Below are 24,234 nucleotides of genomic sequence, written 5' to 3' on the forward strand. Positions count from 1 at the left end.
TTGAGCGATTTTTTATCCCTCTAAAAAATGTTAGTACTTTTTTGAAAAAAATTGCAAATTTTTTGATTATATACGAAAAATTTGGAGAATCGCTCAGGTTAGGAAGAAGTTTTTGTGAAGTAAAAATTTTAGTGGGTGCCGTAAGACACGAACCTTTTATGCTGTGTTATATGAAGTGGCGGTTTAATTTGTTATTATCAATACTTTTGTAAGTGCTTTATATTTTTTTCCTAAATTCAAAGACAATTTCGTCTTCCTGTGAAACTTTCTCATTATTAAAGAAATTAACAATCTCTTTAAAAACAAGTGGAAAATTTCTCTTTAATTTCCAACTTTTTTTTGGATTGTTTTTGTCTAACAATACAACAAATAGTCTGTTGTCGGCGCCAAATCTTTGAGCACCCTGATTTTGATACAGCCAGACAGCAAGTTTAACAGGATTTTTTACAGCCTCTTCTGGATTATATTTACGAGGTAAATAAGTTACTTTTAAGTCAAAAGGCTGTCCATCAAAGAAAATATCAATCCCTTTTATATTTTTGATGGTAGGAATTACTTTTGGATGAGTGCTTATATGTTCCTCAATCAAGACTGTCGTCCAATGGTTAAACCAGGTACAAGTCACATAATTTTTTACATCATTGTGAAGTTTGGCTTTAACATTATTTAATAGGTCTTTGTATCGAACAATTTTTCTTACATATTCAGTTTGTATTTTCTGGTCTAACTGCCCTTGAACCACACCCCAAGAAAAAGTTTTGACTTTTTTTCAATTCCTTCTTTAAGTTATCATCAGAAATAACTTTCCTCCGTTTCTCGATCCTTTCATTATATTTTTGTTTTATAAATTTATTAACTTTGTCTTCTTTAATTCCCTTCTCCAAAACTTTTTTAATAATCTCTGTTGCTGAATCAATACCATTTATTCCTAAATTTCGAGCAAACTCTTTTAACTGTTTTAAGGGAATAGAACTGAGTTTCAAATTTAAGACTTCTTTTTGGCTTAATAATGGCATATTTTTACCTCCTATTTCTTCTTAAAGATCATGATATATTCATGTTTAAAAATATAGAATCCACCAACCAACGCTCTATATCTCCAAAGTTCATTCTGATTCCTTTTTCCTCTTGTTTCTTTAAAGTTTTTTACAATTATACTTTTTAGTATGTATCCTCTTTTTAATACTTCATTCATGCAATAGAATCCTAAAGGTATCCATTCTCCTTTAGAATATTTATCACCAATAACTAAAGCAAAATACCGTCCTTTTTCTAAATATGGAGTTACATTATATACTACTTTACCAAACATTTTTAAAAACTCGTCAGTATTTTTTGCATTTGAAAGGTCTTTTCATCTTTTGAAAACTTAATAATATCATTGTATGGAGGATGCATAATAAGGAGTTGAACCTGATTAATTCCATATTTTGCTAAAATTTCCTTAATATTTACCACTCTACTGTCTCCAATGATAACTTCACTAATCACATTATCTTTATTTTGCTCCTTTTCAATGAATTCCTTTGCTTTTTGAGCAACATCAGGGTTTAATTCAATCCCAATTCCATTTCTTCCTAACCTCTTACACTCAATTAAAGTTGTTCCGCTTCCTACAAATGTATCTAAAACCCAATCTCCCTTCTTGGTGTATCTTAACATCATTTGATGAGGAATTTGTGGAATGAAATTCCCCCAATACCAAGCAAGATGAGCACCTGAAGTATCCCTCTTATCTAATACCCAAAGGCTATCAGTTATAATCTCATCGTATTCTTTCCACCTGAGTAGATTTATATCATTAACTTTACTCGTTTTAACTTTTTGGACTCCCTCTTCCAATCTTTTTAAATAATATTTCGCTCTTTCAAGCGTCTGTGATTCTAAAATCTGATTTAACTCAGAAATAAGAACATCTCTGCGTAAAGAGACAGTATCTCCATTAGCATCAATATTTAATATGCCTTCCCGATCCTTCTTATGATTAGTAATGATGTCCTTTAACACAATTATTTTGTTCTTTATAGAACTTAAATCCTGTAGAACATCAATTTCAATTAAAATTTTTATAAATTTCTCTTTGTTTAATATTAACCGCTCCATAATTAAGTGGAATAGCCTCTAAATTTTCTAATGTTAATTATTTGGTATTATCCATTTCCATAGATTTAATTCCTTCCCTAATTTTGAAACCGCCATTTCATATAACGATTTGCGGATAAAAGAAGTTCCCAAAGGCAATTTGGGAGAATCTTTGATTCCCCTTTTATCCGCTGTTAGGCGATACGGCGGCATTTCGTTTTCCTTATGGTTTGTTTTATTCTGTTCTTCTCATTCCTTGAAGAGTTGTTTATGCAACGCCTCCACAAACTCTTCAGCAGATTTTTTCTCCCAAGGCCATCCTTTTTCTACATTTAAGTCGCCTCCAGCTGTGTTTATAACAACCGTCGGAGAACCCCAAAAAAGAAGAACACCAATCGCCAGCGGTATGACCCCCACCACAAACCGAATAGTGGCAAGTCCTATCAATACAAATATGACCCCTCCTATAATATTTCGAGTTGTGTCAATTCGAACTGAAGTGACATGTCGCAAAGGCACGTCTTCTCGAGCCCCGCCACTAAACCAACCTTTTTTTCGAAAATAGACAACTCGTCTGTCTGTCACCGTCCCAAAAACATTACTAACAAATATTTGCTCCTCAGACATTTACATTCCTCCTTTCATAAAATTTTGCCGCCGTTTCGCCTAACGTTTTAAGCATAAAAGAACCTAAAATGAGCAATTTCTCATCCCTCTAAAAAATGTTAGTACTCTTTAGAAAAAATTGCAAATTTTTTGATTATATATGAAAAATTTAGAGAATCGCTCAGGTTAGGTTAAACTAAATTTGATTTATGTGATTTTTGTCTAAATTATTGTATAATGAAAGTATGAATAAGATAGCCTTAGTGACTGGTGCTTCTTCTGGCTTTGGACTTGAAATATTTAATTACCTCAATTCGAAAGGAATACATGCATATGGAGTTTCAAGGACATTAAAAGACTCTCTTCAAAACCGTACTTTTACACTTGATGTTACAGATTTGACAAAGGCAAATGAAGTTGTCAAAAGACTTATTGAAATTGAAGGACATATTGATGCACTTATAAATGTTGCAGGCTTTGGAATCTCTGGAGCCGTAGAAGACACACCAATTGAAGCGATAAAAAGACAAATGGATGTAAATTTCTTAGGCACTGTTAATCTCACAAAGGCAGTTTTGCCCTACATGAGAGAAAATCGTTTTGGATTAATTATCAATTTTAGTTCTATCGCAGGACTTATAGGACTTCCGTATCAAGCATTTTACTCTTCTTCGAAATTTGCAATTGAAGGTTTTTCAGAGGCGTTGAGGATGGAAGTTGAGCAATTTGGAATTCGTGTAGTTGTTGTTGAGCCAGGTGATTTTAAAACAGGCTTTACTTCAAAAAGGGAAAAATACACAGAAGAAAACTCTCCTTATTACGAAAAATTCTATAAGGCAATTTCAAGAATGGAAAAAGACGAAACTGAGGGAAGTAATCCACGGATTGTTGCTGAACTCATATACAAAATTATCTCAAGCAAAAATCCACATGATAAATACGTGGTTGGCCCATTTTCTGAAAAACTGTTTGTTATCTTAAAGAAAATTCTTCCCGAAAGTTTAATTTATGCAATATTCAAAATGTATTATGGTTTGTGATTAATTGATGCCTCGATAAATTTTACAAATAATGGGTGTGGGTTTAAAGGCCGTGATTTAAATTCGGGATGAGCCTGAGTTCCAATGAAAAACGGATGATCTTCAATTTCACCAAATTCTACAAGTTTTCCATTGGGTGATGTTCCTGATACAACAAAGCCGTGGCTTGTTAGTATTGGTAAAAATTCATTATTGACTTCATAGCGATGTCTATGCCTTTCAGAAATTTCAGTTGTGCCATAAATTCTAAAAGCAAGGCTTCCCTCTTTAAGGATTGCCTTTTGTGCGCCAAGCCTCATTGTGCCACCAAGAGCCTTTAAGTCCTTTTGGCTTTCCATAATGTCAATTACAGGGTAAGGAGTTTTTGGATCAAATTCAGTTGAGTTTGCCTCCCTGAGTCCGCATACGTTTCGAGCAAACTCCACAGTCATAAGTTGCATTCCAAGACAAATTCCTAAAAATGGAGTTTTGTTTTCTCTTGCATAACGAATTGCATTAATCATTCCTTCGATTCCTCTTACACCAAATCCACCAGGGACAAGAATGCCATCTAAATTAGCCTCTTCCAATGTATCTTTATAATTTTCATTTTCAAGAGTTTCTGAATTTATCCATACAATCTCAAGCCTTGCTCTGTTTTCTGTTGCACCATGTTTTAAGGCTTCACTGAGGCTTTTGTATGCATCCTTTAGTTCAACATATTTTCCAACGATGCCAATTTTAACAGTCTTTTTAGGGTTCTCCATTCTTTGTAAGAAGTCAAGATATTTATCGATGTTTAATTTGTTTTCTTGAAGCCCTAAAACTGCCAGTACTCTTTTGGAAAATTCCTGCTTTTCAAGGAGAATTGGAATTTTGTATATGTTATCAGCATCAATTGCTTCAAGCACATTCTCGACTTTTACATCTGTAAAAAGAGATAACTTTTCTTTTATGGATTTTTGGACAGGCACTTCGCTTCTCAAAACAAGCAAATCTGGTTGGATTCCCATACTTCGGAGTTCTTTTACACTGTGTTGTGTTGGCTTTGTTTTGACTTCCTGCGTTGCTCTAAGATACGGAAGAAGTGAAACGTGGATATAGGAGACATTTTCTTTTCCTAAATCATTTTTCATTTGTCGTGCTGCTTCTAAAAAGGGTTGAGATTCTATATCTCCTACTGTTCCGCCAATTTCAACTATGAGAATATCTGAAGTACTTCCCAATTTTTTGAGATTATCTTTTATTTCATTTGTAATGTGTGGGATGACCTGAACTGTCTTTCCAAGATAGTAGCCAAGGCGTTCTTTTTTCAAAACGGAGTAATAAATTTTCCCTGTTGTGAGGCTGTTATCTTTTGTAAGATTTTTATTTAGAAATCTTTCATAGTTTCCGATATCAAGATCGGTTTCTCCTCCATCTTCTGTTACAAATACTTCTCCATGTTCGTATGGAGACATTGTCCCTGCGTCAATTTGTAAATATGGGTCAATTTTTGCGATGTTAACACTAAAGCCTCTGCTTTCAAGAAGCATTCCAAGTGAAGATGCAACAAGCCCTTTTCCAAGAGAAGAAATTACACCACCCGTTATGAAAACAACTTTCATACGATCACCTCATAACAAGGAGATTTGAGTTTTATTTTAACAAAACTTTTAGACACTTTGAAGTAATCTGAGAGTTCATTTATAAATTCTAAATTTACATTCTCAATATATAGTAATGCTTCGTAAACTATTTTTCTTAGAACAGTTTCTAGCATAAGTAATTCCGCTACAGCTCTGTTTATCTTTGATTGGAATTTTTTATCCTCACCTTTGTAGATGTAATAAGGAAAATTTGCAAAAGTCTTGTTATCTTGTAGGAGATATTCTGCAAATTCATACGTTAGAATAAAGCGCTTGTATGCCTTTCCATTTGTCATTAATGTGAAATTTAGATGGCTTTCAATTTCTTTTTTAATTAGTTTCTTTATTTCCACTTTTCCTCTTTTTAAGGTAGTCAATAAAGGCTTCGATTGCCCTTATATCTTCTTCTGTGAGATCCTTATCAATGTGAAAAAGAATTTTAATGTCTGTCTTTTCAATGAAGTATGATGTGGGAAGATTAAGTGCTTCTGCTATTTTTGCAACAACTTTAATTGTTGGTGTCTTTTTTCCTTGTATAAGTTGGGATATGTATGCGATCGAGATGCCAGTTCTTCTTGCAAGTTCGCTTTGAGTTAAGTCTTTCTCTCTTAGTGCTTCCTTTAATCTTTCAACAAAATACTCCCTTACTCCCATACCTAATATTGTATTAAAAATGGTAATTTATGGAAAGATGCTAATTTATATTTCAAGAAATTTATTATTCGTGGTTAAAGGAAAGTTTTGTTTCTACTCTGTGCCTTTCTACTGCAATTTGCAATATGTCGTTTATGAGATCTTCATAAGTTTTTCCCATAAGTTTGTATATGCGTGGTAAATCTGAATGTTCTGGATCAAGTCCTGGAAGGGGATTTACTTCGAGAACATATGGATTGTAATTCTTATCGACACGCAAATCGAACCTTGCGACATCTCTATTTCTTAGAGCAATAAAAGCATTTTTAACAATCTCTGTAATTTTTTGTAAAACATGTTCCGGGAGTCTTGCAGGAAGATAGTAGTTTGCCCTGTCTGAATACTCTGTTTTAAATTTGTAAGTTTGAATATAAGGAGATGCTCTTAGCTCTCTTCTTGAAAGAGTTGAAAAGTCAATTTCCATGGGTGGTAAAACTTGTGGTGGAAAATTTCCCATAACACCTACTGTTATTTCGGTTCCTTCGATAAACTCCTCAACCATTACGGGTCTCTTGAATTTCTTGAATGCCTTTTCAATTGCTTCTTTTAATTCAGCATCACTTACGCAAATAGATTTTGAAGTTATTCCAATACTCGACCCTTCAAAAATTGGCTTTACAATAACAGGGTAATTGAGATCTCCAATTTCTATTGAATCAATTACCTTGAAAACCTTGAATTTTGGTGTTGGGATGCCATGAAACATAAGCACTTCTTTTGTCATTACCTTATCCATTGAGATTGCAAGCGATAAGACTGATGAGCCAGTGTAAGGAATTCTAAGTTCATCTAAAAGTGCAGGGACAAACGCTTCTCTGTAAGCTCCGTATTTACCTTCTGCAATATTGAAAACAAACTGAGGTTTATCAATCGTAAGCGAATAAAAGAGCAAGGGGGAGGTTGCTTCATATAGTTTAACCTTGTGTCCCCTTGCTTCAAGAGCGCTTTTTATCGCTTCGATTGTTATGGGTCTGTCAAATTCATCTAATTCTGTTTCACTTCTTTTTAAATTAAAAGTGATTCCAACTTTCATATGAGTGACTTTATTAGCCCATATCTCCAAAGTCTTTTGTCGTAAAGAGATAATCCTTTAACTCATGCTCAAATTTTGGATCAACTCGCCTCAAGTACTCGATAAGCATTGCAGCGTGTTCTTTCTCTTCGTCTCTATTGTGGATAAGAATTTTTTTAAGTTCTGGGTCCGTTGTTGCCATAACTCTCTGGTTGTAATAATCAATTGCTTCAAGCTCTTCCATTAATGATGAAATTGCCCTGTGCAAGTCCATCGCTTTTTCACCGATTGCCTTTGGGTCTTCATACATATTTCCTGCCATAATTGCACCTCCATCAATTTATTATAATCCCAATTTTTATTTTGCAAAGGAATTTTATCTTTTAGAAGCCCGATTATGAAAACATTATTCAAATTGTCTTAGCGAACAACAAAATCCAAATAGAAATAACTCTGTTTATCCTAAAAATCTTTCTTTGAGTCTTACAGGTATATCACTTAATTCCCTTCTGTGGGAATAGATAAGAAGCATTATATTTAAAAACCAAGCAAGAAGGAACTCCTTATGCAGAATATAAACAAAGACACCAATAAAAGTGAATGAACCTACTACTCTAAGTGAATTGTATTCTGGCGATTCTTCGTAGCCTTTATGGAATATAATTGGATACAAAATTAATGAAATTGCGAAGAGTATTGCAATTCTAAAATTTGTTAATGCAACCCAAATTCCGAAGGTTGTTGCAACACCTTTTCCTCCTCTACCTTTTAGCAGGGGAGTAAATATATGACCCAAAAGTGGGGCAATGGCAATTATGTTTAATTCAAAAGTCGAAAAATTCCCGCTTTTTACTATAAAGAACAAAGGAATTGCTCCCTTTAAGAAATCAAGAAGACTTCCTACAATTCCTGCAACTTTTCCTCCTGCATGCCACAAATTGAACCCACCGGGGTTTCCATCCCCATATTTTCTTATATCTTTGTGAAGCAAAAGTCCTATAAGATAGGAAAACATTATCGAGCCTGTCAAAAATTCTATTAAAAAATAAAGTGCCAATAATCTTATGTGTTCCATAGGTTATTACCTACCTTCTTGTAAATATTTTTACATCTTTCCACTCAACAAAACCTCTGATGAATGTTGCATAAAAAGAGTATGTTATAACAAAAAGAGTAAATAAAACAATTAGTGGATAAAGAATTGCCGAAATTATGGAAAATTCTCCTACTCTTTTTGCAAAGATGCGAATTAATACAACATAAGCTATGTAAAGATAAAAAAATGGGGATATATTGTAGTAAAGTGGCGGGATCAAAGAACCGAGCAAAAATAGCAATATTGGTATAACTATTGAAAAATCAACTGCTGAGCTTCCAAGTGCAGAATTTTTAGCCCATCCTTTGAAAAGGGAATTAAGCCCATCTGGATACATGCGAAATTTTACGAGATCTCCTCCAAGGAAATTTATGATAGGTATGCTTGCCTTTAAAAATGCTTGCCCAAGTTTGAAGTCCTCAACAACTTCGTTTTTAACAACATAGTGTGTGCCTGCTTTGATATAGTTTTCTCTTGATACTGCAATTAGAGGGCCATAAATCCCAATTGGTTTTGTGTTTTCAAAGATAGTAAAACTTTTTGATGCCATTGCTGAAATTATTGCAAATATCATTGACAAATTTTCGTATGGTTCCTTTACTATATGTTTTGGCCAAACTGACACTACTGCGTTTTTTTCTAAAACTTCTTTTACGATACTACCAATGGCGTCCTTTTCAAGCTCTACATCTGCATCGACAAATATTAAGATATCTCCATGTGAATTTTCAAAGCCCTTAAGACATGCGTATGGTTTTCCAAGGAAACCTTCTTCGCGTTCTACTATACGGATGACTTTTACTCCAAAAGATCTTGAAATCTGAGAGGTCAAATCGATTGAATTATCATCAACAACAATAATTTCAAGATTTGGGTAGTTACAATCTTTGAGATTTTCAAGGATTTTTTTAATATTCTTTTCTTCATTTCTTGCGGGGATTATAATAGAAACTAACGGAGTATCAATATGGTCTGTTTTTTCTAAAAATTTCTCCCTGTAGAATACAAAAATTCCACTAAAAATCCCTAAAATTGCTAAAAGTATTAGTAATGTAAACATCACTCTAAATTATAATACTAATTTTTCGTATGTCAAAAACTTTTTAAAATATGATATAATAAAATAGAAAGAAATTTTTATTAGAGTTTTTAAGAATTTCGAGGTATTAGAATTTACAGAAGTAATATAGGTGTGTTTAGTAAAAACAATTATGGAGGCGAATAAATGAAAATTGCGTTTGTAACAGATGAAGCAAAAGGTCTTGAAAGTTTAATTTCTGAGCATTTTGGACATGCACCGTATTTTGTGATTGTTGAAGTTGAAGGCGATGATGTAAAGAATGTTGAATCTATTGCAAATCCTTACGCAGGTGCTCATGCACACGATGAGGTTGTAAATTTTCTTAAGGAGAAAGGTGTTGAAATGGTAGTTTCAGGCAATATGGGAGAGCATATGATGACTGCCTTTGATGAAGCGGGCATTGATGTGGTGGTTGGTGCAGAAGGAACTATTGATGATGTTATTGATGATGTAATAGCAGAGGACTTCGAAGAATACGATGAAGAAATTGAGGAATTTGATGATGAAGATTATGAGGATATAGATATTGAAAAGCTAAAGCAGGATGTTGAATCTCTTAAAAAGGAAATTGGGGAGATAAAATCGATATTGCAAGATCTCGAGAATAAACTTAAAGGTTAGATTATTTAAAAGGAGGGGGTATGAAAATACACGATTATCTTAAAGAAAGCTCTAAAACCCTTTCACAAGAAGAACGTGAAGAGCGCTACAAGTATCTTGGAAAAGAAGTTATCGATGTTAATGAACCGGGGCTTGATTCCATTGCGGAATTTTATGGGATTGTCCATGCAATTTGGGATGACTGGGCTGATGGTCGAATTGATACAAAAACTGCATTAAGGAGGTTAGCCCTATTGAAGCTTCTAAGTTTCAAAGGCAAGAACAAAAAAATCCAAGACATTGATGATGAAGATTTGGAAGAAGTAAGAAAATTTATAGATTATGTAAGGCAAATTATCAAAAACAAGGGAAGAAAACGAGGAGAAGATATTTCCGAAGAGTAAAGGTTTGAAATATAAATTACAATTTTGTATGAGAAATTTGTTCGCACCTTGGCGTAAAACTTATATTCAAAATGCACATAAAAAAGATAGAGATTGCTTTATTTGTGTTGCAGCAAATTCTTCAAATGATGAGGAGAATCTTATTGTAAAGCGAGGGAATTTTGCAATAATAATCCTCAATCGTTATCCGTATAACTCAGGACACATAATGATTTGTCCCAAAAGGCATGTTAAATTTCCATATGACCTTAACAAAGACGAGCAAACAGAGATTATGTACTTTTTAGGCCTTGCAGTTAAAGTACTTGAAACTGTTTATCATCCCGAAGGCTTTAACATCGGTGTTAATATTGGTCGTGCGGCTGGTGCAGGAGAAGAACACCTTCACTTCCATATTGTACCACGCTGGGGTGGGGATACTAATTTTATGTCTGTGTTTGGGGAAACACGCGTAATTCCTGAGGCAATTGAAGAAACTTATAAGAAATTAAAAGAAGCCTTCAGCAAGATCTAATTACTTTACTGAATCTCTTTTTTCAGAAAGTTGTGTTGTTGGAACTTCAATGCCAAGTTCTCTTAACTTATATGCAACGTAAAGCGCTGCCTCAATTCGCATTTTTTGAATTTCACAACCGATTTCATATGGTTTAAAGATATCACCGTTCATAACATAATTATTTGCAAGGCAACCACCCGAGCAATAGAATCTTGCCCAACATTTTGCACATTCTTCTTTATTAAAAAGAAAGTTTGCCTTTCTAAATTTTTCTTGGAGTTCTTTATTTGTAATACCTGTAAACACATCTCCTAATTTTGTTTCTTTTATGCCGTCAAATTGATGGCAGGGATATATTGACCCATCAGGTGAAACTGCAATGTACTCAACACCTGCACCACAACCATGAATGCGTTTTTGAATGCATGGACCTGCCTCCAAATCAAGATTAAAGTGAAAGAAGTTCCATGTTTCATCTTTCTGTGAATTTACATATTCTATAGCAAGGCGCTCATATTCCTTCTTAAGAATTGATAAGTCTTCTTTTTTGATCCTAATATCTTCTTCCTTTGTTACAACAGGCTCAAGAGAAATATATTTAAAGCCAAAATTATGCAAATCCATAACGGTTTTTGATATTTCAAGTGTATCATGAGTGTAAGTGCCCCTTACATAGTATCCACCTGATTCGGCTCTATGAACTGCAACTTTCTTTATCTTTGGAAATACCAAATCAAATGTGCCCTTACCATTTCTAAACACTCTGTATTTGTCGTTTACAGATTTATCACCATCGAGGCTTAATACAATACTCACATCATTATCAAAAAGGAAGTTCTCAATCTCATCGGAAAGAAGACTTCCATTTGTTGTTATTGTGAATCTCCAATTTTTGTCTTTATAAGTTTCCTTGGCGTATTCTATTGTTTTCTTTACCACTTCAAAATTGAGAAGAGGCTCTCCGCCAAAGAAATCGGCTTCAAGTGCCTCACGTCCAGGTGAATTTTTTGCAAGATAGTCAATTGCGGCCTTTGCAACATCAAAACTCATAAGAGCATCAGATCCACCGTAATTCCCTTTTTTTGCAAAGCAGTAGAGACATCCAAAATTACAGGAGTGTGCAACATTAAGACACATTGATTTCAATATGAGGTTAGACTCAAAGTACTTGGGAGGTTTTGAAAAAAGAATCCCGTCTTTTATAAGTTCATTGACTTCTTCTTGTATCTCCTGTGCAATTTCTTTACCATATTTTTCTTTAGTTAAATTAAAAGCCTCTTCCTTTGAATCTGTTTCTTCGAGTTTCTCTAAATAAAAATAAGTTGCGTCATCTAAATTTAAGAGGCTTCCAGAATTTACATCAACAGCAAAAAATTCCCCATTAAAGGGGAAAAGATGTACTAAAGATTTATCAAACATTTATACTACCAGATCCACCTTTTAACAGGTTTCTTTATTTCACAAACCTGATTTCCAACGGTTACACTTGTTTTGCATGCAGATTTGCATGGAGTTTGACATGCTCTGCAATCATGCGCCTTATCAATGTTCCAGAAAGGCTTTTTTGATACAATTTTTACATGTCTTACTGTATTCATACTATCAAGCCTCCTTACAGGATATTATAGATGCTAAACCAAATTTTTGCAAGTTCAAAATTACTATCTAACAGGTATTTCTCCCTTGAGATTCTTTTATTAGGTCAATTTTCCCTTGGTGTATGTTCTCCAGAAGTACAAATTTGTAAAAGTTCTCATGTATTTTTGTTTTTTTCAGTCTCTCTGCTATTATACAGTTCTCCAAGAGAGCGCCAACATCATTCCTTGAATCTAATCTGTTAAAGTTATTTATTATTCCATTTCTTACCCCAGTGTCGTAAAAGTAATACTTGTTTTTACCACTAATCTCGCTTCTTAGATTTTTTGAAAACGGAGTAAGAGGAAAAATAACATACGATTTAACCAGTAAATCGATATATCTTTTTACTGTCTTAATATCAATAAGAACATGTTGTGATATTTCGTTTAAAGAAACCTCCTTTTCGATTTGGGATGCAAGGAGCTTAAGAAGGTCAAGAAGCACTTTGCTACTTTTTCAAATATGAGGATATCTTTGAGTAAATATTAATCGACAATTTCATGAATGATTTCCATTTTTTCGCTGTTATTTTTTGAGGTTATAAGCGGGATATTCTCCATATATTAGACAATACTCTAATTTTTCTTTTAATTCATATCGGTTCATAAGTTTTGCAAATTCCATCTGCGCAATTGGAAACATTTCGAGAGTTATTTTTCTTCCATTTAGCGGCTCTCCAACTTGTCCTATCAAATTAAACGAAGACGAACCAGCCAATATTGTTTTAAGCGATGGGATATTATCAAGCATCATTTTAATAGAATTGCCTATGTTTTTTTATATACTGTGCCTCGTCAATTGCTATAAGTTCGTATCCCTCTGCATACTCTTTTAATAGTTCAAAATCGAGAGAGTTAAAATGGGGATCATCTTCCCTTTCTAACGGTTGATGGGGGACTTTTACCCCTTCGATATAAACAGAGGAGATATCTCGCTTCGCTCGATATGACAATTATTTTGAGGGGGCACAACACCTCCCCCTCAATACTCCCCCAAAAATACACCAAAGAATTGTCAATCCGAGGAACGAAGTGACGAGGATTCTCCTCCAAATGGAGGAGGGATACCCTCCTCCAACTCCACCCATACGACGGAGATTCCTCAGGCTAAAGCCTTCGGAATGACAAACAGAAATAACCTTCAGATTAAACATAACCAGTCATTTCGAACGAAGTGAGAAATCTCCTCCTTTTAGGGGGGAGTTAGAGGGGGAGATTTTCAAATCCCCCTCTAAATTTAACAAACCTCTCCCTCAATGCTTCCACCAAATAATAATTTTGCCTTGGGGGTAAGTTAGAAAGGGGGTATCCCCCTTTCTAATATTGGAGATTCCTCGTGGCTATGCCACTTCGGAATGACACAGAAAAATTGGCTTCGGAATGACAAATGAAAGTGGAAAGTTATTCTTTTTGTTTTTAGGGGAAAGTTGGAAGGGGGATGTGCCCTCTTCCAATAATTGTCATTTCGAAGGAGCGCAAGCGACTGAGAAATCTCCTATTAAATGGAGGAGGGACACCCTCCTCCAACTCCACCCATACGACGGAGATTCCTCGTGGCTACGCCACTTCGGAATGACAAACATTTTGAGGGGGCACAACACCGCCTCCTCAAAACTCCCCCTCAAATACACCAAAGAATTGTCAATCCGAGGAACGAAGTGACGAGGATTCTCCTCCTTTTGGGTGATTAGATGCAGAGAATTGTAAATCCTGCCTTTAAATTTGAACTCATCCATAAACTCCGTTAAAAATTTCTTATTGGTAGTTTTTGGGAGAGATTGAAGCAAAATGGTTTTCTTTTGATGAATTTCAAATAAAAAATCTTCATTTGGTAATAATTTTTATGCAATTTTGTTATAGAATAAAATTTTAAAAAACTTCCATTTTTATAAAATTGGTAAAATCAAATAAATTGTTTTGATTTATTTTTATAAATTGTATAATTTTGGTAAGATGGTAAATTTAAAAGGAGTTGTAATAAGGGAGTTTGAAAGCGCCGGTAAAAAGTGCATTACGCTATCTACTGATAGTGGTGTATTTAATATTGTTTTTGAAAAGCCCGCCCAATTGTGGGGTGTAAAGAAATTGAGCTTTGTAAACCTAAAAGAAGAACGTGGAGCTCTTCGTAAAACATTTTTATTCACTGATGATTCTTTTGTCTCATTTTATCCTGGTTTTCTTGTTCAACCTGAAGAAATTGAAGAGGATTCTTTATCAACCTTATCCAAGATTTTTAATGGTGCTTCTCTTAAAGAATCTTTTGAAGGCGAAATCTTTTATGCGGTTAGAGGTATTAAAGAGAGCAATCGTTTTAAAACCCTTGTTGAGAGATTTCCAAAAGATATAAAGGCTAAATTCAGTTTCTATCCATACATTTTTGATACAACTTTCGGATTTTTCGTTAAGGATGCGCTTTTCTTTGGGAGATTTCCTGTTGTTTTTGAAGATAATTTTACAAAAGGCATAGTACAGGCTATTTCCTCTAAGTTTGAAGAGTATTTGGTGATGAGTAGCGTTGGTACTTTTGAAGAAAAAAAGATCTCTCTTTTAGATAAGAAGCAAGTTTTCTTAAAAAGAAATGAGTTTGCAAACCTTGTTTATTCATTCTTTAAAGTTATTGGAAACAATTATGACAAACCAAATTCAAACATGCTTGATTATGCTTACCTTTTTGACCATAGGGACGTCTTTGAAGCGCCTATTAACGATTTTCTCAAGGAATTTAGAAGTGTTCGCAAACATATTAAAAAGCTTCTTGAATCAAGGCTTGAGGATATTGAGACAACACGGATTTACAATGCAGAGTCTGACGACTTTACATTTAAGGCTTATATTAAGGATAATGAATTAAATCTTGACAGAGGCACTCCTTGTATGCTTTTTGAAAGACCCCCTCTTAATATGAGGATTTTTGGTATCGTTAAATCAATTGACTTTAATACAATATCAGGCGCAGTTGACTACAAGACTGTATCTCCTGAGTTTATTACACCGCTTAAAACTGTTAAGCAAGAAGTAAGGGGAATAATTAATATTACAAAAGCTACTGATACTTTAAAGGATTTTCTTATAAATGGTAAATTTTTACCTCATATTGATAAACTTTTTGACAATCCTGTAGACCTAATTGCAGATCAACCTGTATTTGCTGTTATAAAAGGTAGTTTTGGAACTGGTAAAAAACACATTATTGGGGAATTTTTGCAAAAATATCCAGGAGCAAAAATAATAATTTTTTCCAAAGGTTTCTATAAATCTCTTAAAGAAGTTTTTGGAAATCTTGTTGAGAAGAGTGTTGAAAATCTCGAAGGGGTGTATGATTATATTTTTTATTTTGATAGACATATTGATAAAAACACTATCTTAAATCTTGCATCATTCACGAAAAATATAATTGTATTTACTTATGATGAAACAGTACCATACGAAAATCTTCTTGAAGAAAGCAGAGTTTTTAGACTCAAAAAGGTTTTTGGCTTTGATAAATTCATTCATAAGTTTGTCTTAAGGTTCTACGCTTTGAATTCAGAGGCAACTTCAGATGTTTCAGAGATTAAAATTCTCAATAAAGAAAACATAGAAAGTGAGTTTATACCACTTGTGAATCCAGAAAAAGTTGTTCAGTTTGTTCAAGTTAAAGGTGCAGTTGAATTTGAAAGAAACAAACTTAACAAAAATGAGGCGAATTTCACAACGACTCTTATTGTTCAATTCCTGAAGGGTGGGGTAGATCGTTCATCTATTGAGGTAATTGTGCCTTATGAGAGACAAAAGGCATATATAATTGATCAATTGAAAACTAATCAAGTTGAAGGTGTGAGAGTTTCTCTTGTGGAGGAAGCAATTCAATCTTCAATTGTTGTAATAAATTTCGTGGATGTTGAAAGCCTTCCGAATGTTTTTGAGGACAAATTTAATCTTGCATTCGCTATAACAAGGGCACGAAGCAAAGTCATTTTTGTGGGTTCGCCTGCTCTTCCTAAAAAGGAAAAGTTGCTATCCTAAAATTTTTCTTTTCAGGTAAATTAATGGTATTTGTGGATTGTTAAATAGCAACTTTATACCTGTAATAGCGGGTTTATCCATAAATCCGTATTGTATCAAAATTTGAGATATCCTTTTGCTGTTTAGATTTTTTATTATTTGGTCTTTATCCTCATCAGTTAGTGAGATGTAAACATCTCTTAGAAAAATCTCTCTTTTAAACTCGGTTATTAATGCCTTTTTTGAGCGACTATCATAAGTTTCGAGAATTTTAAAGAAATTATTGCTATTATCTTTAAATGCTTCGATTATTGTTTCACTTAGAATATTCCCAGCAATAAATCCTGTAAGAAGACCACCTCCTGAGAATGGCTTAACCTGTCTTGCAGCATCACCAACAAAAAGAATATTTTTGTATGCGATTTTTTTGGGAATTCCTATAGGGATACTCCAAACAACTGGTTTTCCTGAAATTTTTGCATTTGAAAGTAAACTCCAGTTTTTAAAAAGCATGTCTAATTTATCAAGAAGGTTTTTTCCAATATTATTGCCAAAACCTACACGGGCACTTTCATCACTTGTTGGAATAATCCAAGCAAACCAATTGTTGGCAATATGATTATTCATATAGATATACGCAATTTCAGTATCGTTAAGCGAAATTTTTGTATCTACCTGGACTGTGTAAATAGTTTCTCCATCAATTTCTACATTGAGTATCTTTTGAATTGCTGATGTTGCACCTGTAGCAACTACAATAACCTTGGTATTAAAAATATTCCCATTTGTAAGTGTAATAAAGGAATCTCCGTTTTTTGTGTCTATGTTTTCAATGTGTGCATTGTAAAAGAATTTTGCACCATTTTCTTTTGCTTTGCTTTCCATAAAGATATCAAAGTTACTTCTGTCTATAACTGCAGCGTAAGGAAGATCTCTTTTGAATTGAAAATCGTTTTCTTTACAAGAGAAAACCTTAGCTCCCTTTATATAGTTTATGATAAGCGATTTATCTAAATTTGTAAGTTCAAGAAACTCTATTGGGACAAGTCCTGAACAGTGGTTTGGAAATCCAATTTTTGTTTTTGCCTCAATTACTGCAACGGAAAGTCCTGCTTTTGCAAGGTTGCTTGCAACATTACATCCAATAGGTCCGCCGCCAATAACGATTACATCGAACTTTTCCACAATCAGATTATACTACAAATATTTTTAAATTGAGGGTGGAAAATTTACATTCTATTGGAGTGAATACTTCTCATGAGTTTCTTCTCCGACATTGAAGAAAACTTATCATTTCTGAAATCTACTCCCTTTCAGGGGGAGATAGAAGGGGATATGCTCTCTTCCAATGATTGTCATTTCGACGAACGAAGTGAGGAGAAATCTCCACATTTTGAGGGGGCACAACACCGCCCCCTCAACACTCCCCTAAATAATAACTTTACTTTGGGGGCAAGTTAGAAAGGGGATGTCTCCCTTTCTAATATTGGAGATTCCTCGTGGCTACGCCACTTCGGAATGACACAACCAGTCATTTCGACGAACGTAGTGAGGAGAAATCTCCTCTTTTGGGGGTAGTTCGAAGGGGGACTTTTACCCCTTCGATTAAAGGAGAAATCTCCTCCTTTCTGGGGGAGTTAGAGGGGGAGCATTCTAATATATTAGAATTTGATCCAGCAAAAGGCTCTGTAAAAAAGTAGCGGATTTACTTTATAATTTAACTAACCAGAATTATTAAGTATTATATGGAAAAATATATATATCCTGGTGGCTATTTTAAAAAAGGAAGTACTTCAGGAAATTCTAATGATATTTTGAAATTTGATTCATCAACAAAAAGTGTGAGAAAAATTGTTACTCTACCACAATCAGTGTGGAATTTTTCTAGAGCTGTTTTGAATAATAAAATTTACACGTTTGGAGGTTATTCTACTACGCAAGGGGGGTGTTTCTGATATTTATGTATTTGATCCTATACAGAATAAATCGTATAAAATAGGCGATTTACCATATAGAATATCATCAAGTAGTGCTGTAACTATAGATATGAATTTTAGTTGTTTTATTATGGTACTAAACCACATTTTTCTATAAAAATACAATTTTTTAGAAGGATTTTGAAAAGTTATGAAGTTATGTATAATGCTATATGGGAAAGCTTTGTTAATATTTTTGGAAAATCTATCAATTATTTACATAATATTTTTTATGTTATTATTTTTGAATTGAAAAATGTAAAGGAGTTTTTGGTATGGGTAAAAAAGAAATTAATGTCGATTTACGGACAATAACTCCATTGTGGACGGGTGATGCATGGCAGAAAAATACAAAAATTAGACCTTCTTCTTTGATGGGAAGTTTGAGGTTTTGGTTTGAAGTTATTTGTTATTTTGCTGGAGTTGTTTCAAAAAAAGATTTTGACAGCAAAAAGGGAAGGTTTGAAAGAGACGTTAATGAAAAAGAATTTAAAAAGAATCTCGACAACAAAAATACAGACATTAAATCGCAAATTAAAACTTTAAAAGGGATGAGTATTCCCGTGCCATCTATTGTTTTTGGTACCACAGGCTGGAGAAGTTTGATTGAGATAAGAGAGATAAAACCATTAGAAGATGATTCCTTTGGTAATAGATTAAATTTACCAAATAGAATTTGTGTTTCTAAAGTGAATGGAGAAGTTAAGGAGAATAGTGATTGTCCTAAAGGAAGCGATGAAAAGAATTGGTCTGTTTTCTATTTACCAAATCCATATTTTTATGGGCAGTTCAATGTGAAATTTTTAGTAGAAGAAGAAATACTAAATGGGATTTTTTACCCTCTTCTAAATTTTATGGATGAATATGGCTACTGGGGAGGGAAATGGAATATTGGATATGGGAGATTAAAGATTATAGAAGTAAAACAAAATAATAGTGTAAAAAATGATTGGACAAATAATAATAAATTTAATTGTAGTTTTGAAGACAATAAGAATGAAGAATTTAAGTTGAGTGAATCAGTTAACAATTTTTCTGATTTAATTGTAATCAATAATAATAAAGAATTTAAGTTGAGTGAATCCGTTAACAATTTTTCTGATTTAATTGTAATCAATAATAATGATAAAAAAATAAAAATATTACCCGATAAAGTTCAAAACCAAGATTTAAAAGAGGTTATTAAAGAATTGATAAAACGAAAAGCAGAAGAAAGGGCGCAAAACAAAAATAATGGAGGAGATACAGAAAAAAGACATAAGATTTTTGGCACTACTGAAAAGCCTCCAGAGAAGGAGGATCTACCTCAAGGGTCAAAAATTTTACCTTATATAAAAGAAAATGAAGAAAATAAAAATTACGTCGGAGGCTTTTTATCTATTGTTGATTTGTTAGAACTTTATGAGGGAGGCGAACGAGATGCCTAGCTATGAGGCATTAATTGAAATAAATGTTGATAATGTAAAAAATTTAAACCAATATATATCCTACTGTAAATATTGTTTCAAGCCCAAAAGCGAGATAAAAAATCTTTTAACCAGGTTAAAAGAAGAAATTATTAAAGAAAGTAAAGTTTTTGCATTTAAAGATGACCAAATTATTAAAGAAAGTAAAGTTTTTGCATTTAAAGATGACCAGCAATTGAAAAAAGTAAATTCTATTTCAGGGCTTTTGACTCCAGATAAGGCTGATGATTGTTTAAAAAAACTTCCCCTTTATTCATTTATCATTCAAGCTAAATTTACACTAAAGCAGCCATATTTTTCAAAAGATGACGATGAATTTTATATTATTCCAAATCCAGTGTTAAAAGAAAATGTTTTCAAGGTTCCTATGGTTCGCGGGAGTGGATGGAAAGGAGCTTTAGCCAGTGCATTTAAAGATTTAATTAATGAAAAAACCGATCTTGAAAAAAGGAAAGGAACCATTAATAGTTACTTAAGAATATTTGGCGCGGGTTCTGAAAGTATAAAAGTGTTAGAAGATTATTTACAGGGTAAAAGTAAAGATTTAGAAAAGTTTAAAGAGAATCTTTTAGAATTTATATTATTTGAACTTGGAATGAAAATAGACAAAAATCTTATAAATGAAGTTAACAATCAAAATTCATATGAAAAACTTAAAGACATTCTTTACGAGAAAATTTTTGAGAAACTTCAAGAAGATAATAAAAACTTACCAATTGAATTTCAAACACGCAAGGGAAGAGCCATATTTTATCCCACATATTTCGACAGACTTTCTTTAGAAGTAATAAATCCCCATGACAGAAGAAAAAGAGCAGGAATACAACCCATTTATTACGAGGTAGTTCCAGAAGGAACGGAAGGATTATTGCAAATTATATACATTCCTTTTGATGCAGTTTTAAAAGGAAATGATGTAATAAAAAAGGAAGCAGAAGAAGATTTAGAAAATCTTTTATCTGCAATTGAAAAAGTATCACAAAGTGGAATAGGAGCAAAAACAAAGCTTGGATGGGGAACTTTTGAGTTAAGTGAAGAAAAGTATTATTTTACTAACAAAGATTTAAATATAAGTGATGGACTGAAAGAAAAAGGGTGGTTAAATGGGAGAGTTGAATTTAAAAAATTTAAAGAAATATAAGGATGAGATTTTAAAAGCGGAAATAGCTTCCTTATTGTCTTTATGGGATAAAATAGATTCAGACAAACAAAATAGGGCAAATATTACTTTGAATAAAAAATCCTTATCTGATTGGAAAGATGATATAGAGGGTAAAAAAATAGAAATTTTAGGAGAAAAAATAGATTTGTGGGATAATTTTTTAAGAAATTGGCGTAACTGGAGAAGTCAAAAAGACAAAAAATATCTATTGCAAGTGTTATATGGGAATGGAGAAAGTCTAAACTCTGGTATAGATAAAGGTTCTCCAAATGATGATATAAAAGTTGTACCTCAAGATAATAGATGGTTGGCAAATCCTTTTGGAGGTTTTAAAAATAAACTAATTTATTTATTAGTAGACGAAACTACTATTAATCAAACTACTATTAATCATATGATTAACAATTTAGAAAATGATATAAAAAACTTTTTAGATTCAAAAAATATCGATTGGACTGATATTGAATCAATTAAGGAGAAATTTAAAAATTTATATAGTGGCTTATTGAGTGATGATAGATTTCCAATAAATGATGTATCATTGTGGGATCAAGCTTATATGGCAACTACAATGTTTAAAGCTTCTCTGTCGGAATTTATTTTAAAAAATGATAATATTCAAAGTATGCCCAAACGAATGGATGTCCGCTGGCGTATTCTTGGCATACAATATGATAAGCTTGCTCTTGCAGAAAAAGGATATAAGCCTCAGCAAATCCAATGGTATAGGGATAAAGCAAGAGAAATAGATGATGAAATTAAAAAACTTTTAGAATATGATTATCCTATTGGAAATGAAATATATCGTGATGAAACAGGAATTTATTTTTTGGTAGGTGAAGGCTTGGGAGTAGATTTAGTTGAAAGTAGTTTAGCAAAACTAAGTGATGATTTAAAAGAAATAAAAGATAAAATTGTAAATATTTTCAAAAAGAAATCCTTTGATGAGTTTTATCCAGCTATCTTTCTTACTAAGGCGTCAAGAGGACTTATGAATCTATCTTATCTTCTTGAAAATGCTAAAGAAAATTTTTTAAAAGCAGATTGGAGTAAAAAAGAAACTGATATATGCTTGGTTAAATCTGAAAGCGGAAGAGCAAAAGGTGTTTGTCAAGTATGTGGACAAAGATTAGTGTTTAGATCAGACAGAAGGGATGAAAACAAAAATATTTGTGATGTTTGTTTTGAAGAGAAAACAAGAGGTAGGATTGACAAATGGCTTGAAGATACGAGCAAAGAAACAATCTGGATGGATGAATTGAAGGATAAAAATGATAGAGTTGCATTGGTGACAATGAAGTTTGAACTTCGTGATTGGTTGAATGGGGATATGTTAAACAGTTTGTTGGTGAGGAAAGAAGATTTTAATGAATATCTTAAAATAATAAAAGAATTACTGAATTTAATAAAAAATCAACTATTAAAAGACGAGTTAAAAAACTTAAAAATTGACGAAGCAGAAGTTAGTAGTATCGAAAAATTTTTATCTTTGTATGATAGAGGAATTTTTGAACCTTTTAATGAAATATTTAAAAAAGAGAGTATAGATAAAGTACCAGGCAAGAACAAATATTTAGTAAATAAGAGTATAGATAATTTACAAGACAAGAACAAAGATTTAGCAAATCGTTTATTGGGCGAGGATTGGCTTGAGAATTTTTGCTTTTTTGATAAGAATAGTAAAATGATTACTATAAATAAAGAAAAGAATAAAATGAAAAGTATTCAAGATTATTTAAAGGATGATGAAGCAAAAGAACATTTATATAAAGTATTTACAATAAATTATTTAATTTTACAAATTTATAATACTTTACTTGAACGCTCAATAGGTGATAGATGGGAAGAATTTATAAAGCAGAAATTAGACAACAAAATAGACTTTGATAACAGAAAAATAAACTGGCAATCTCTTGGTGATCCAGATATAGACTTTTTATCTACACTTATCCTCCAATTTCTCCTTCGTAAAAACCCATCACCAGCACGATTGAGAAGAATATGGGAGAGTACACAAGAGTTTTTTGAAGATATAAAGAAGAACTTATGTGCTTATGCAGGTATTCCTCAGAATAGACGAACGAGGTATTATTGGGAAAACGTAAAAATTAACGGCAAAGATGTGTACATCCAAGATGGTGAGTATTATGATGGAGAAGCAGTTTTTTGGGCTAACAATGGCAAAGTTTATTTGATATCTTATATTAAAGATTTGACAAACGGTGCAAAATTTAATTTAAAAAGAGATAAGAATAATGATATGAAGGATAAGGAAAAAGCAAGTGGTGTGTCTATTAATTTAAAGGACGCAAAAACTGAATTGTACCAACCCTATATGTCCATTATAGACCCTACACCTATTAGCTGGCAGTTTATTATACCTGCTGAGTATGTGCCTAATTTGATTGATAATGTTATGAAAAAATATGATGAACATTTTAAATTCGTTTATGGGAAACTCCCACTACATATAGGAGTAGTAGTTCAGAATTATAAAAAGCCTTTATACGTGGGTATAAAAGCACTTAGGAAAATTAGAAGGGATATTAAAGATGTAGGAAAATTAGAGATAACTGTAGAAGCTTCAAAAGTAAAAGAGAAATTAAAATGCCAGAAGATAGAAGAATCATTAAATAATACGCATAGTTACTATTCATTATATAAGGGAAAAAACAATGAAGGATATGAATTTTATATAAAACCGAGTGACAATAAACATTGGATATTAAATATTGACAAATTTAATGGCGATGATAAGGTTACTATAGTTCCCAATACATTTGATTTTGAGTTCTTAGATATAAATACAAGGAGAAATGATATTTATTATGACAGCGATAAGATGTATAAAAGAAAGATAGTTTTAAAAAATGGGCGAGCCTATGATTTAGAGATGTGGAATAAATTTAAAAAATTTAAAGAATTATTTGGTAAGAATAATATTAGTGAGAGTATTAGAAGCACAAAACTTCAAAACTTAATATCAGTTATATACGATAAATATGATAAGTATAAATATGACAAGTGGGAATACTTAGCAAGCGAGAATGAGGAAACAAAAAATGATACAAAAGGAATCAAGGCATTTCTTAGCTCAAGCTTTGTTAATATTCTTAAATTAAATAATGATAAAGAGCTTGCTGATGGAATAAAAGAGTTATTTGATATTGACAAGACAGAAAAAGATAAAGGAATTTATGAGGCATTAAAAGAAAAAATGACCACAGGGAATTTACAACTTTTCTTGGATATGTTTGATTTTTGGCATAAAACTTTAAAGGAGGTTTAAAAA

Annotated in this window: 25 protein-coding genes; 8 read left to right on the forward strand and 17 right to left on the reverse strand. The window is 32.7% G+C overall.

The annotated features are described in order from the left end of the window. Positions 1–217: 217 nt before the first annotated feature. From ACMV0E_RS05345 to ACMV0E_RS05365, 5 genes are all read right to left on the reverse strand, one after another. Positions 218–742, reverse strand: a complete 525-nt coding sequence (locus tag ACMV0E_RS05345) for a hypothetical protein (protein WP_416085349.1) — start codon at positions 740–742, stop codon at positions 218–220. Beyond that, positions 705–1,016 carry a hypothetical protein gene (locus tag ACMV0E_RS05350; RefSeq protein ID WP_416085350.1) on the reverse strand — a complete coding sequence of 104 codons (312 nt, stop codon included), beginning with the start codon at positions 1,014–1,016 and terminating at the stop codon, positions 705–707. Before ACMV0E_RS05350 ends, ACMV0E_RS05345 begins: the two co-directional genes overlap by 38 nt. Positions 1,017–1,027: 11 nt before the next feature. Further along, on the reverse strand, positions 1,028–1,312 hold the full coding sequence (locus ACMV0E_RS05355) for a hypothetical protein (RefSeq protein ID WP_416085351.1): 285 nt from the start codon (positions 1,310–1,312) through the stop codon (positions 1,028–1,030). A 2-nt stretch (positions 1,313–1,314) separates the two neighbouring features. After that, positions 1,315–2,103 carry a TRM11 family SAM-dependent methyltransferase gene (locus ACMV0E_RS05360; RefSeq protein WP_416085352.1) on the reverse strand — a complete coding sequence of 263 codons (789 nt, stop codon included), beginning with the start codon at positions 2,101–2,103 and terminating at the stop codon, positions 1,315–1,317. A gap of 228 nt (positions 2,104–2,331) precedes the next feature. Beyond that, positions 2,332–2,709, reverse strand: a complete 378-nt coding sequence (locus ACMV0E_RS05365; protein ID WP_416085353.1) for a hypothetical protein — start codon at positions 2,707–2,709, stop codon at positions 2,332–2,334. Positions 2,710–2,933: 224 nt separating this feature from the next. On the opposite strand from ACMV0E_RS05365, the gene ACMV0E_RS05370 reads away from it, so the two are divergent. Next, positions 2,934–3,728, forward strand: coding sequence for an SDR family oxidoreductase (locus ACMV0E_RS05370; protein ID WP_416085354.1), 795 nt, complete (start codon positions 2,934–2,936; stop codon positions 3,726–3,728). Here the strand turns inward: ACMV0E_RS05370 and pyrG are convergent. The 7 genes from pyrG to ACMV0E_RS05405 all read right to left on the reverse strand — a co-directional run bounded on the left by pyrG (position 3,716) and on the right by ACMV0E_RS05405 (position 9,196). After that, on the reverse strand, positions 3,716–5,314 hold the full coding sequence (pyrG, locus tag ACMV0E_RS05375; protein ID WP_416085355.1) for a CTP synthase: 1,599 nt from the start codon (positions 5,312–5,314) through the stop codon (positions 3,716–3,718). The two genes, ACMV0E_RS05370 and pyrG, sit on opposite strands and share 13 nt — an antisense overlap. Continuing rightward, positions 5,311–5,688, reverse strand: coding sequence for an ImmA/IrrE family metallo-endopeptidase (locus tag ACMV0E_RS05380; RefSeq protein ID WP_416085356.1), 378 nt, complete (start codon positions 5,686–5,688; stop codon positions 5,311–5,313). The genes pyrG and ACMV0E_RS05380 overlap by 4 nt, the downstream gene beginning before the upstream one ends. Further along, positions 5,666–5,989, reverse strand: coding sequence for a helix-turn-helix domain-containing protein (locus ACMV0E_RS05385; protein ID WP_416085357.1), 324 nt, complete (start codon positions 5,987–5,989; stop codon positions 5,666–5,668). The genes ACMV0E_RS05380 and ACMV0E_RS05385 overlap by 23 nt, the downstream gene beginning before the upstream one ends. 64 nt (positions 5,990–6,053) lie before the next feature. After that, entirely contained in the window at positions 6,054–7,061 is a 1,008-nt protein-coding gene (locus tag ACMV0E_RS05390) for a D-alanine--D-alanine ligase family protein (protein WP_416085358.1), read from the reverse strand. Between the two features lie 13 nt (positions 7,062–7,074). Then, complete coding sequence (locus ACMV0E_RS05395; RefSeq protein WP_416085359.1) at positions 7,075–7,362, reverse strand: ferritin family protein; 288 nt, start codon at positions 7,360–7,362, stop codon at positions 7,075–7,077. A gap of 135 nt (positions 7,363–7,497) precedes the next feature. Then, positions 7,498–8,115, reverse strand: a complete 618-nt coding sequence (locus ACMV0E_RS05400) for a glycerol-3-phosphate acyltransferase (protein WP_416085360.1) — start codon at positions 8,113–8,115, stop codon at positions 7,498–7,500. A gap of 10 nt (positions 8,116–8,125) precedes the next feature. Next, positions 8,126–9,196, reverse strand: a complete 1,071-nt coding sequence (locus ACMV0E_RS05405; RefSeq protein WP_416085361.1) for a glycosyltransferase family 2 protein — start codon at positions 9,194–9,196, stop codon at positions 8,126–8,128. Between the two features lie 165 nt (positions 9,197–9,361). Between ACMV0E_RS05405 and ACMV0E_RS05410 the strand changes: the two genes are divergently transcribed. From ACMV0E_RS05410 to ACMV0E_RS05420, 3 genes are read left to right on the forward strand one after another with little or no spacing between them, the layout of a single operon-like run. Then, positions 9,362–9,838, forward strand: coding sequence for a NifB/NifX family molybdenum-iron cluster-binding protein (locus ACMV0E_RS05410; protein ID WP_416085362.1), 477 nt, complete (start codon positions 9,362–9,364; stop codon positions 9,836–9,838). 20 nt (positions 9,839–9,858) lie between these two features. Beyond that, a complete protein-coding gene (locus ACMV0E_RS05415) occupies positions 9,859–10,221 on the forward strand; it encodes a hypothetical protein (RefSeq protein WP_416085363.1) in 363 nt (120 codons plus the stop codon). 28 nt (positions 10,222–10,249) lie between these two features. After that, entirely contained in the window at positions 10,250–10,735 is a 486-nt protein-coding gene (locus tag ACMV0E_RS05420; protein WP_416085364.1) for an HIT family protein, read from the forward strand. On the opposite strand, the gene scfB is transcribed toward ACMV0E_RS05420, so the two are convergent. From scfB to ACMV0E_RS05440, 4 genes are all read right to left on the reverse strand, one after another. Continuing rightward, positions 10,736–12,136 carry a thioether cross-link-forming SCIFF peptide maturase gene (gene scfB, locus ACMV0E_RS05425; RefSeq protein ID WP_416085365.1) on the reverse strand — a complete coding sequence of 467 codons (1,401 nt, stop codon included), beginning with the start codon at positions 12,134–12,136 and terminating at the stop codon, positions 10,736–10,738. A gap of 5 nt (positions 12,137–12,141) precedes the next feature. Beyond that, on the reverse strand, positions 12,142–12,315 hold the full coding sequence (gene scfA / locus ACMV0E_RS05430) for a six-cysteine ranthipeptide SCIFF (RefSeq protein ID WP_416085366.1): 174 nt from the start codon (positions 12,313–12,315) through the stop codon (positions 12,142–12,144). A 67-nt stretch (positions 12,316–12,382) separates the two neighbouring features. Beyond that, complete coding sequence (locus ACMV0E_RS05435) at positions 12,383–12,799, reverse strand: DUF4143 domain-containing protein (RefSeq protein WP_416085367.1); 417 nt, start codon at positions 12,797–12,799, stop codon at positions 12,383–12,385. An 81-nt stretch (positions 12,800–12,880) separates the two neighbouring features. After that, positions 12,881–13,126 carry an AAA family ATPase gene (locus ACMV0E_RS05440; protein WP_416085419.1) on the reverse strand — a complete coding sequence of 82 codons (246 nt, stop codon included), beginning with the start codon at positions 13,124–13,126 and terminating at the stop codon, positions 12,881–12,883. Between the two features lie 1,181 nt (positions 13,127–14,307). On the opposite strand from ACMV0E_RS05440, the gene ACMV0E_RS05445 reads away from it, so the two are divergent. Next, positions 14,308–16,359 (forward strand): AAA domain-containing protein, encoded by a 2,052-nt coding sequence (locus tag ACMV0E_RS05445; RefSeq protein WP_416085368.1) that lies wholly within the window; start codon positions 14,308–14,310, stop codon positions 16,357–16,359. Here the strand turns inward: ACMV0E_RS05445 and ACMV0E_RS05450 are convergent. Next, positions 16,351–17,523 carry a geranylgeranyl reductase family protein gene (locus tag ACMV0E_RS05450; protein ID WP_416085369.1) on the reverse strand — a complete coding sequence of 391 codons (1,173 nt, stop codon included), beginning with the start codon at positions 17,521–17,523 and terminating at the stop codon, positions 16,351–16,353. The two genes, ACMV0E_RS05445 and ACMV0E_RS05450, sit on opposite strands and share 9 nt — an antisense overlap. Before the next feature lie 1,066 nt (positions 17,524–18,589). Between ACMV0E_RS05450 and ACMV0E_RS05455 the strand changes: the two genes are divergently transcribed. The 3 genes from ACMV0E_RS05455 to ACMV0E_RS05465 are packed head-to-tail and all read left to right on the forward strand — an operon-like array spanning position 18,590 to position 24,231. Further along, complete coding sequence (locus ACMV0E_RS05455) at positions 18,590–19,741, forward strand: RAMP superfamily CRISPR-associated protein (RefSeq protein WP_416085370.1); 1,152 nt, start codon at positions 18,590–18,592, stop codon at positions 19,739–19,741. Then, entirely contained in the window at positions 19,734–20,921 is a 1,188-nt protein-coding gene (locus ACMV0E_RS05460) for an RAMP superfamily CRISPR-associated protein (RefSeq protein ID WP_416085371.1), read from the forward strand. The genes ACMV0E_RS05455 and ACMV0E_RS05460 overlap by 8 nt, the downstream gene beginning before the upstream one ends. After that, entirely contained in the window at positions 20,884–24,231 is a 3,348-nt protein-coding gene (locus tag ACMV0E_RS05465; protein ID WP_416085372.1) for a CRISPR-associated protein Csx11, read from the forward strand. The genes ACMV0E_RS05460 and ACMV0E_RS05465 overlap by 38 nt, the downstream gene beginning before the upstream one ends. Positions 24,232–24,234 lie beyond the last annotated feature (3 nt).

This window comes from Caldisericum insulae (assembly GCF_047785965.1).
Taxonomy (GTDB): Bacteria; Caldisericota; Caldisericia; order Caldisericales; family Caldisericaceae; genus Caldisericum; species Caldisericum exile_A.

Excerpts from the sequence above, each read along its gene's own strand:
- ACMV0E_RS05350 (WP_416085350.1), bottom strand. The coding sequence starts at position 1,016 with ATGCCATTATTAAGCCAAAAAGAAGTCTTAAATTTGAAACTCAGTTCT.
- ACMV0E_RS05355 (WP_416085351.1), bottom strand. The coding sequence starts at position 1,312 with ATGTTTGGTAAAGTAGTATATAATGTAACTCCATATTTAGAAAAAGGA.
- ACMV0E_RS05360 (WP_416085352.1), bottom strand. The coding sequence starts at position 2,103 with ATGGAGCGGTTAATATTAAACAAAGAGAAATTTATAAAAATTTTAATT.
- ACMV0E_RS05365 (WP_416085353.1), bottom strand. The coding sequence starts at position 2,709 with ATGTCTGAGGAGCAAATATTTGTTAGTAATGTTTTTGGGACGGTGACA.
- ACMV0E_RS05370 (WP_416085354.1), top strand. The coding sequence starts at position 2,934 with ATGAATAAGATAGCCTTAGTGACTGGTGCTTCTTCTGGCTTTGGACTT.
- pyrG (WP_416085355.1), bottom strand. The coding sequence starts at position 5,314 with ATGAAAGTTGTTTTCATAACGGGTGGTGTAATTTCTTCTCTTGGAAAA.
- ACMV0E_RS05385 (WP_416085357.1), bottom strand. The coding sequence starts at position 5,989 with ATGGGAGTAAGGGAGTATTTTGTTGAAAGATTAAAGGAAGCACTAAGA.
- ACMV0E_RS05390 (WP_416085358.1), bottom strand. The coding sequence starts at position 7,061 with ATGAAAGTTGGAATCACTTTTAATTTAAAAAGAAGTGAAACAGAATTA.
- ACMV0E_RS05395 (WP_416085359.1), bottom strand. The coding sequence starts at position 7,362 with ATGGCAGGAAATATGTATGAAGACCCAAAGGCAATCGGTGAAAAAGCG.
- ACMV0E_RS05400 (WP_416085360.1), bottom strand. The coding sequence starts at position 8,115 with ATGGAACACATAAGATTATTGGCACTTTATTTTTTAATAGAATTTTTG.
- ACMV0E_RS05405 (WP_416085361.1), bottom strand. The coding sequence starts at position 9,196 with ATGTTTACATTACTAATACTTTTAGCAATTTTAGGGATTTTTAGTGGA.
- ACMV0E_RS05410 (WP_416085362.1), top strand. The coding sequence starts at position 9,362 with ATGAAAATTGCGTTTGTAACAGATGAAGCAAAAGGTCTTGAAAGTTTA.
- ACMV0E_RS05415 (WP_416085363.1), top strand. The coding sequence starts at position 9,859 with ATGAAAATACACGATTATCTTAAAGAAAGCTCTAAAACCCTTTCACAA.
- ACMV0E_RS05420 (WP_416085364.1), top strand. The coding sequence starts at position 10,250 with ATGAGAAATTTGTTCGCACCTTGGCGTAAAACTTATATTCAAAATGCA.
- scfB (WP_416085365.1), bottom strand. The coding sequence starts at position 12,136 with ATGTTTGATAAATCTTTAGTACATCTTTTCCCCTTTAATGGGGAATTT.
- scfA (WP_416085366.1), bottom strand. The coding sequence starts at position 12,315 with ATGAATACAGTAAGACATGTAAAAATTGTATCAAAAAAGCCTTTCTGG.
- ACMV0E_RS05445 (WP_416085368.1), top strand. The coding sequence starts at position 14,308 with ATGGTAAATTTAAAAGGAGTTGTAATAAGGGAGTTTGAAAGCGCCGGT.
- ACMV0E_RS05455 (WP_416085370.1), top strand. The coding sequence starts at position 18,590 with ATGGGTAAAAAAGAAATTAATGTCGATTTACGGACAATAACTCCATTG.
- ACMV0E_RS05460 (WP_416085371.1), top strand. The coding sequence starts at position 19,734 with ATGCCTAGCTATGAGGCATTAATTGAAATAAATGTTGATAATGTAAAA.
- ACMV0E_RS05465 (WP_416085372.1), top strand. The coding sequence starts at position 20,884 with ATGGGAGAGTTGAATTTAAAAAATTTAAAGAAATATAAGGATGAGATT.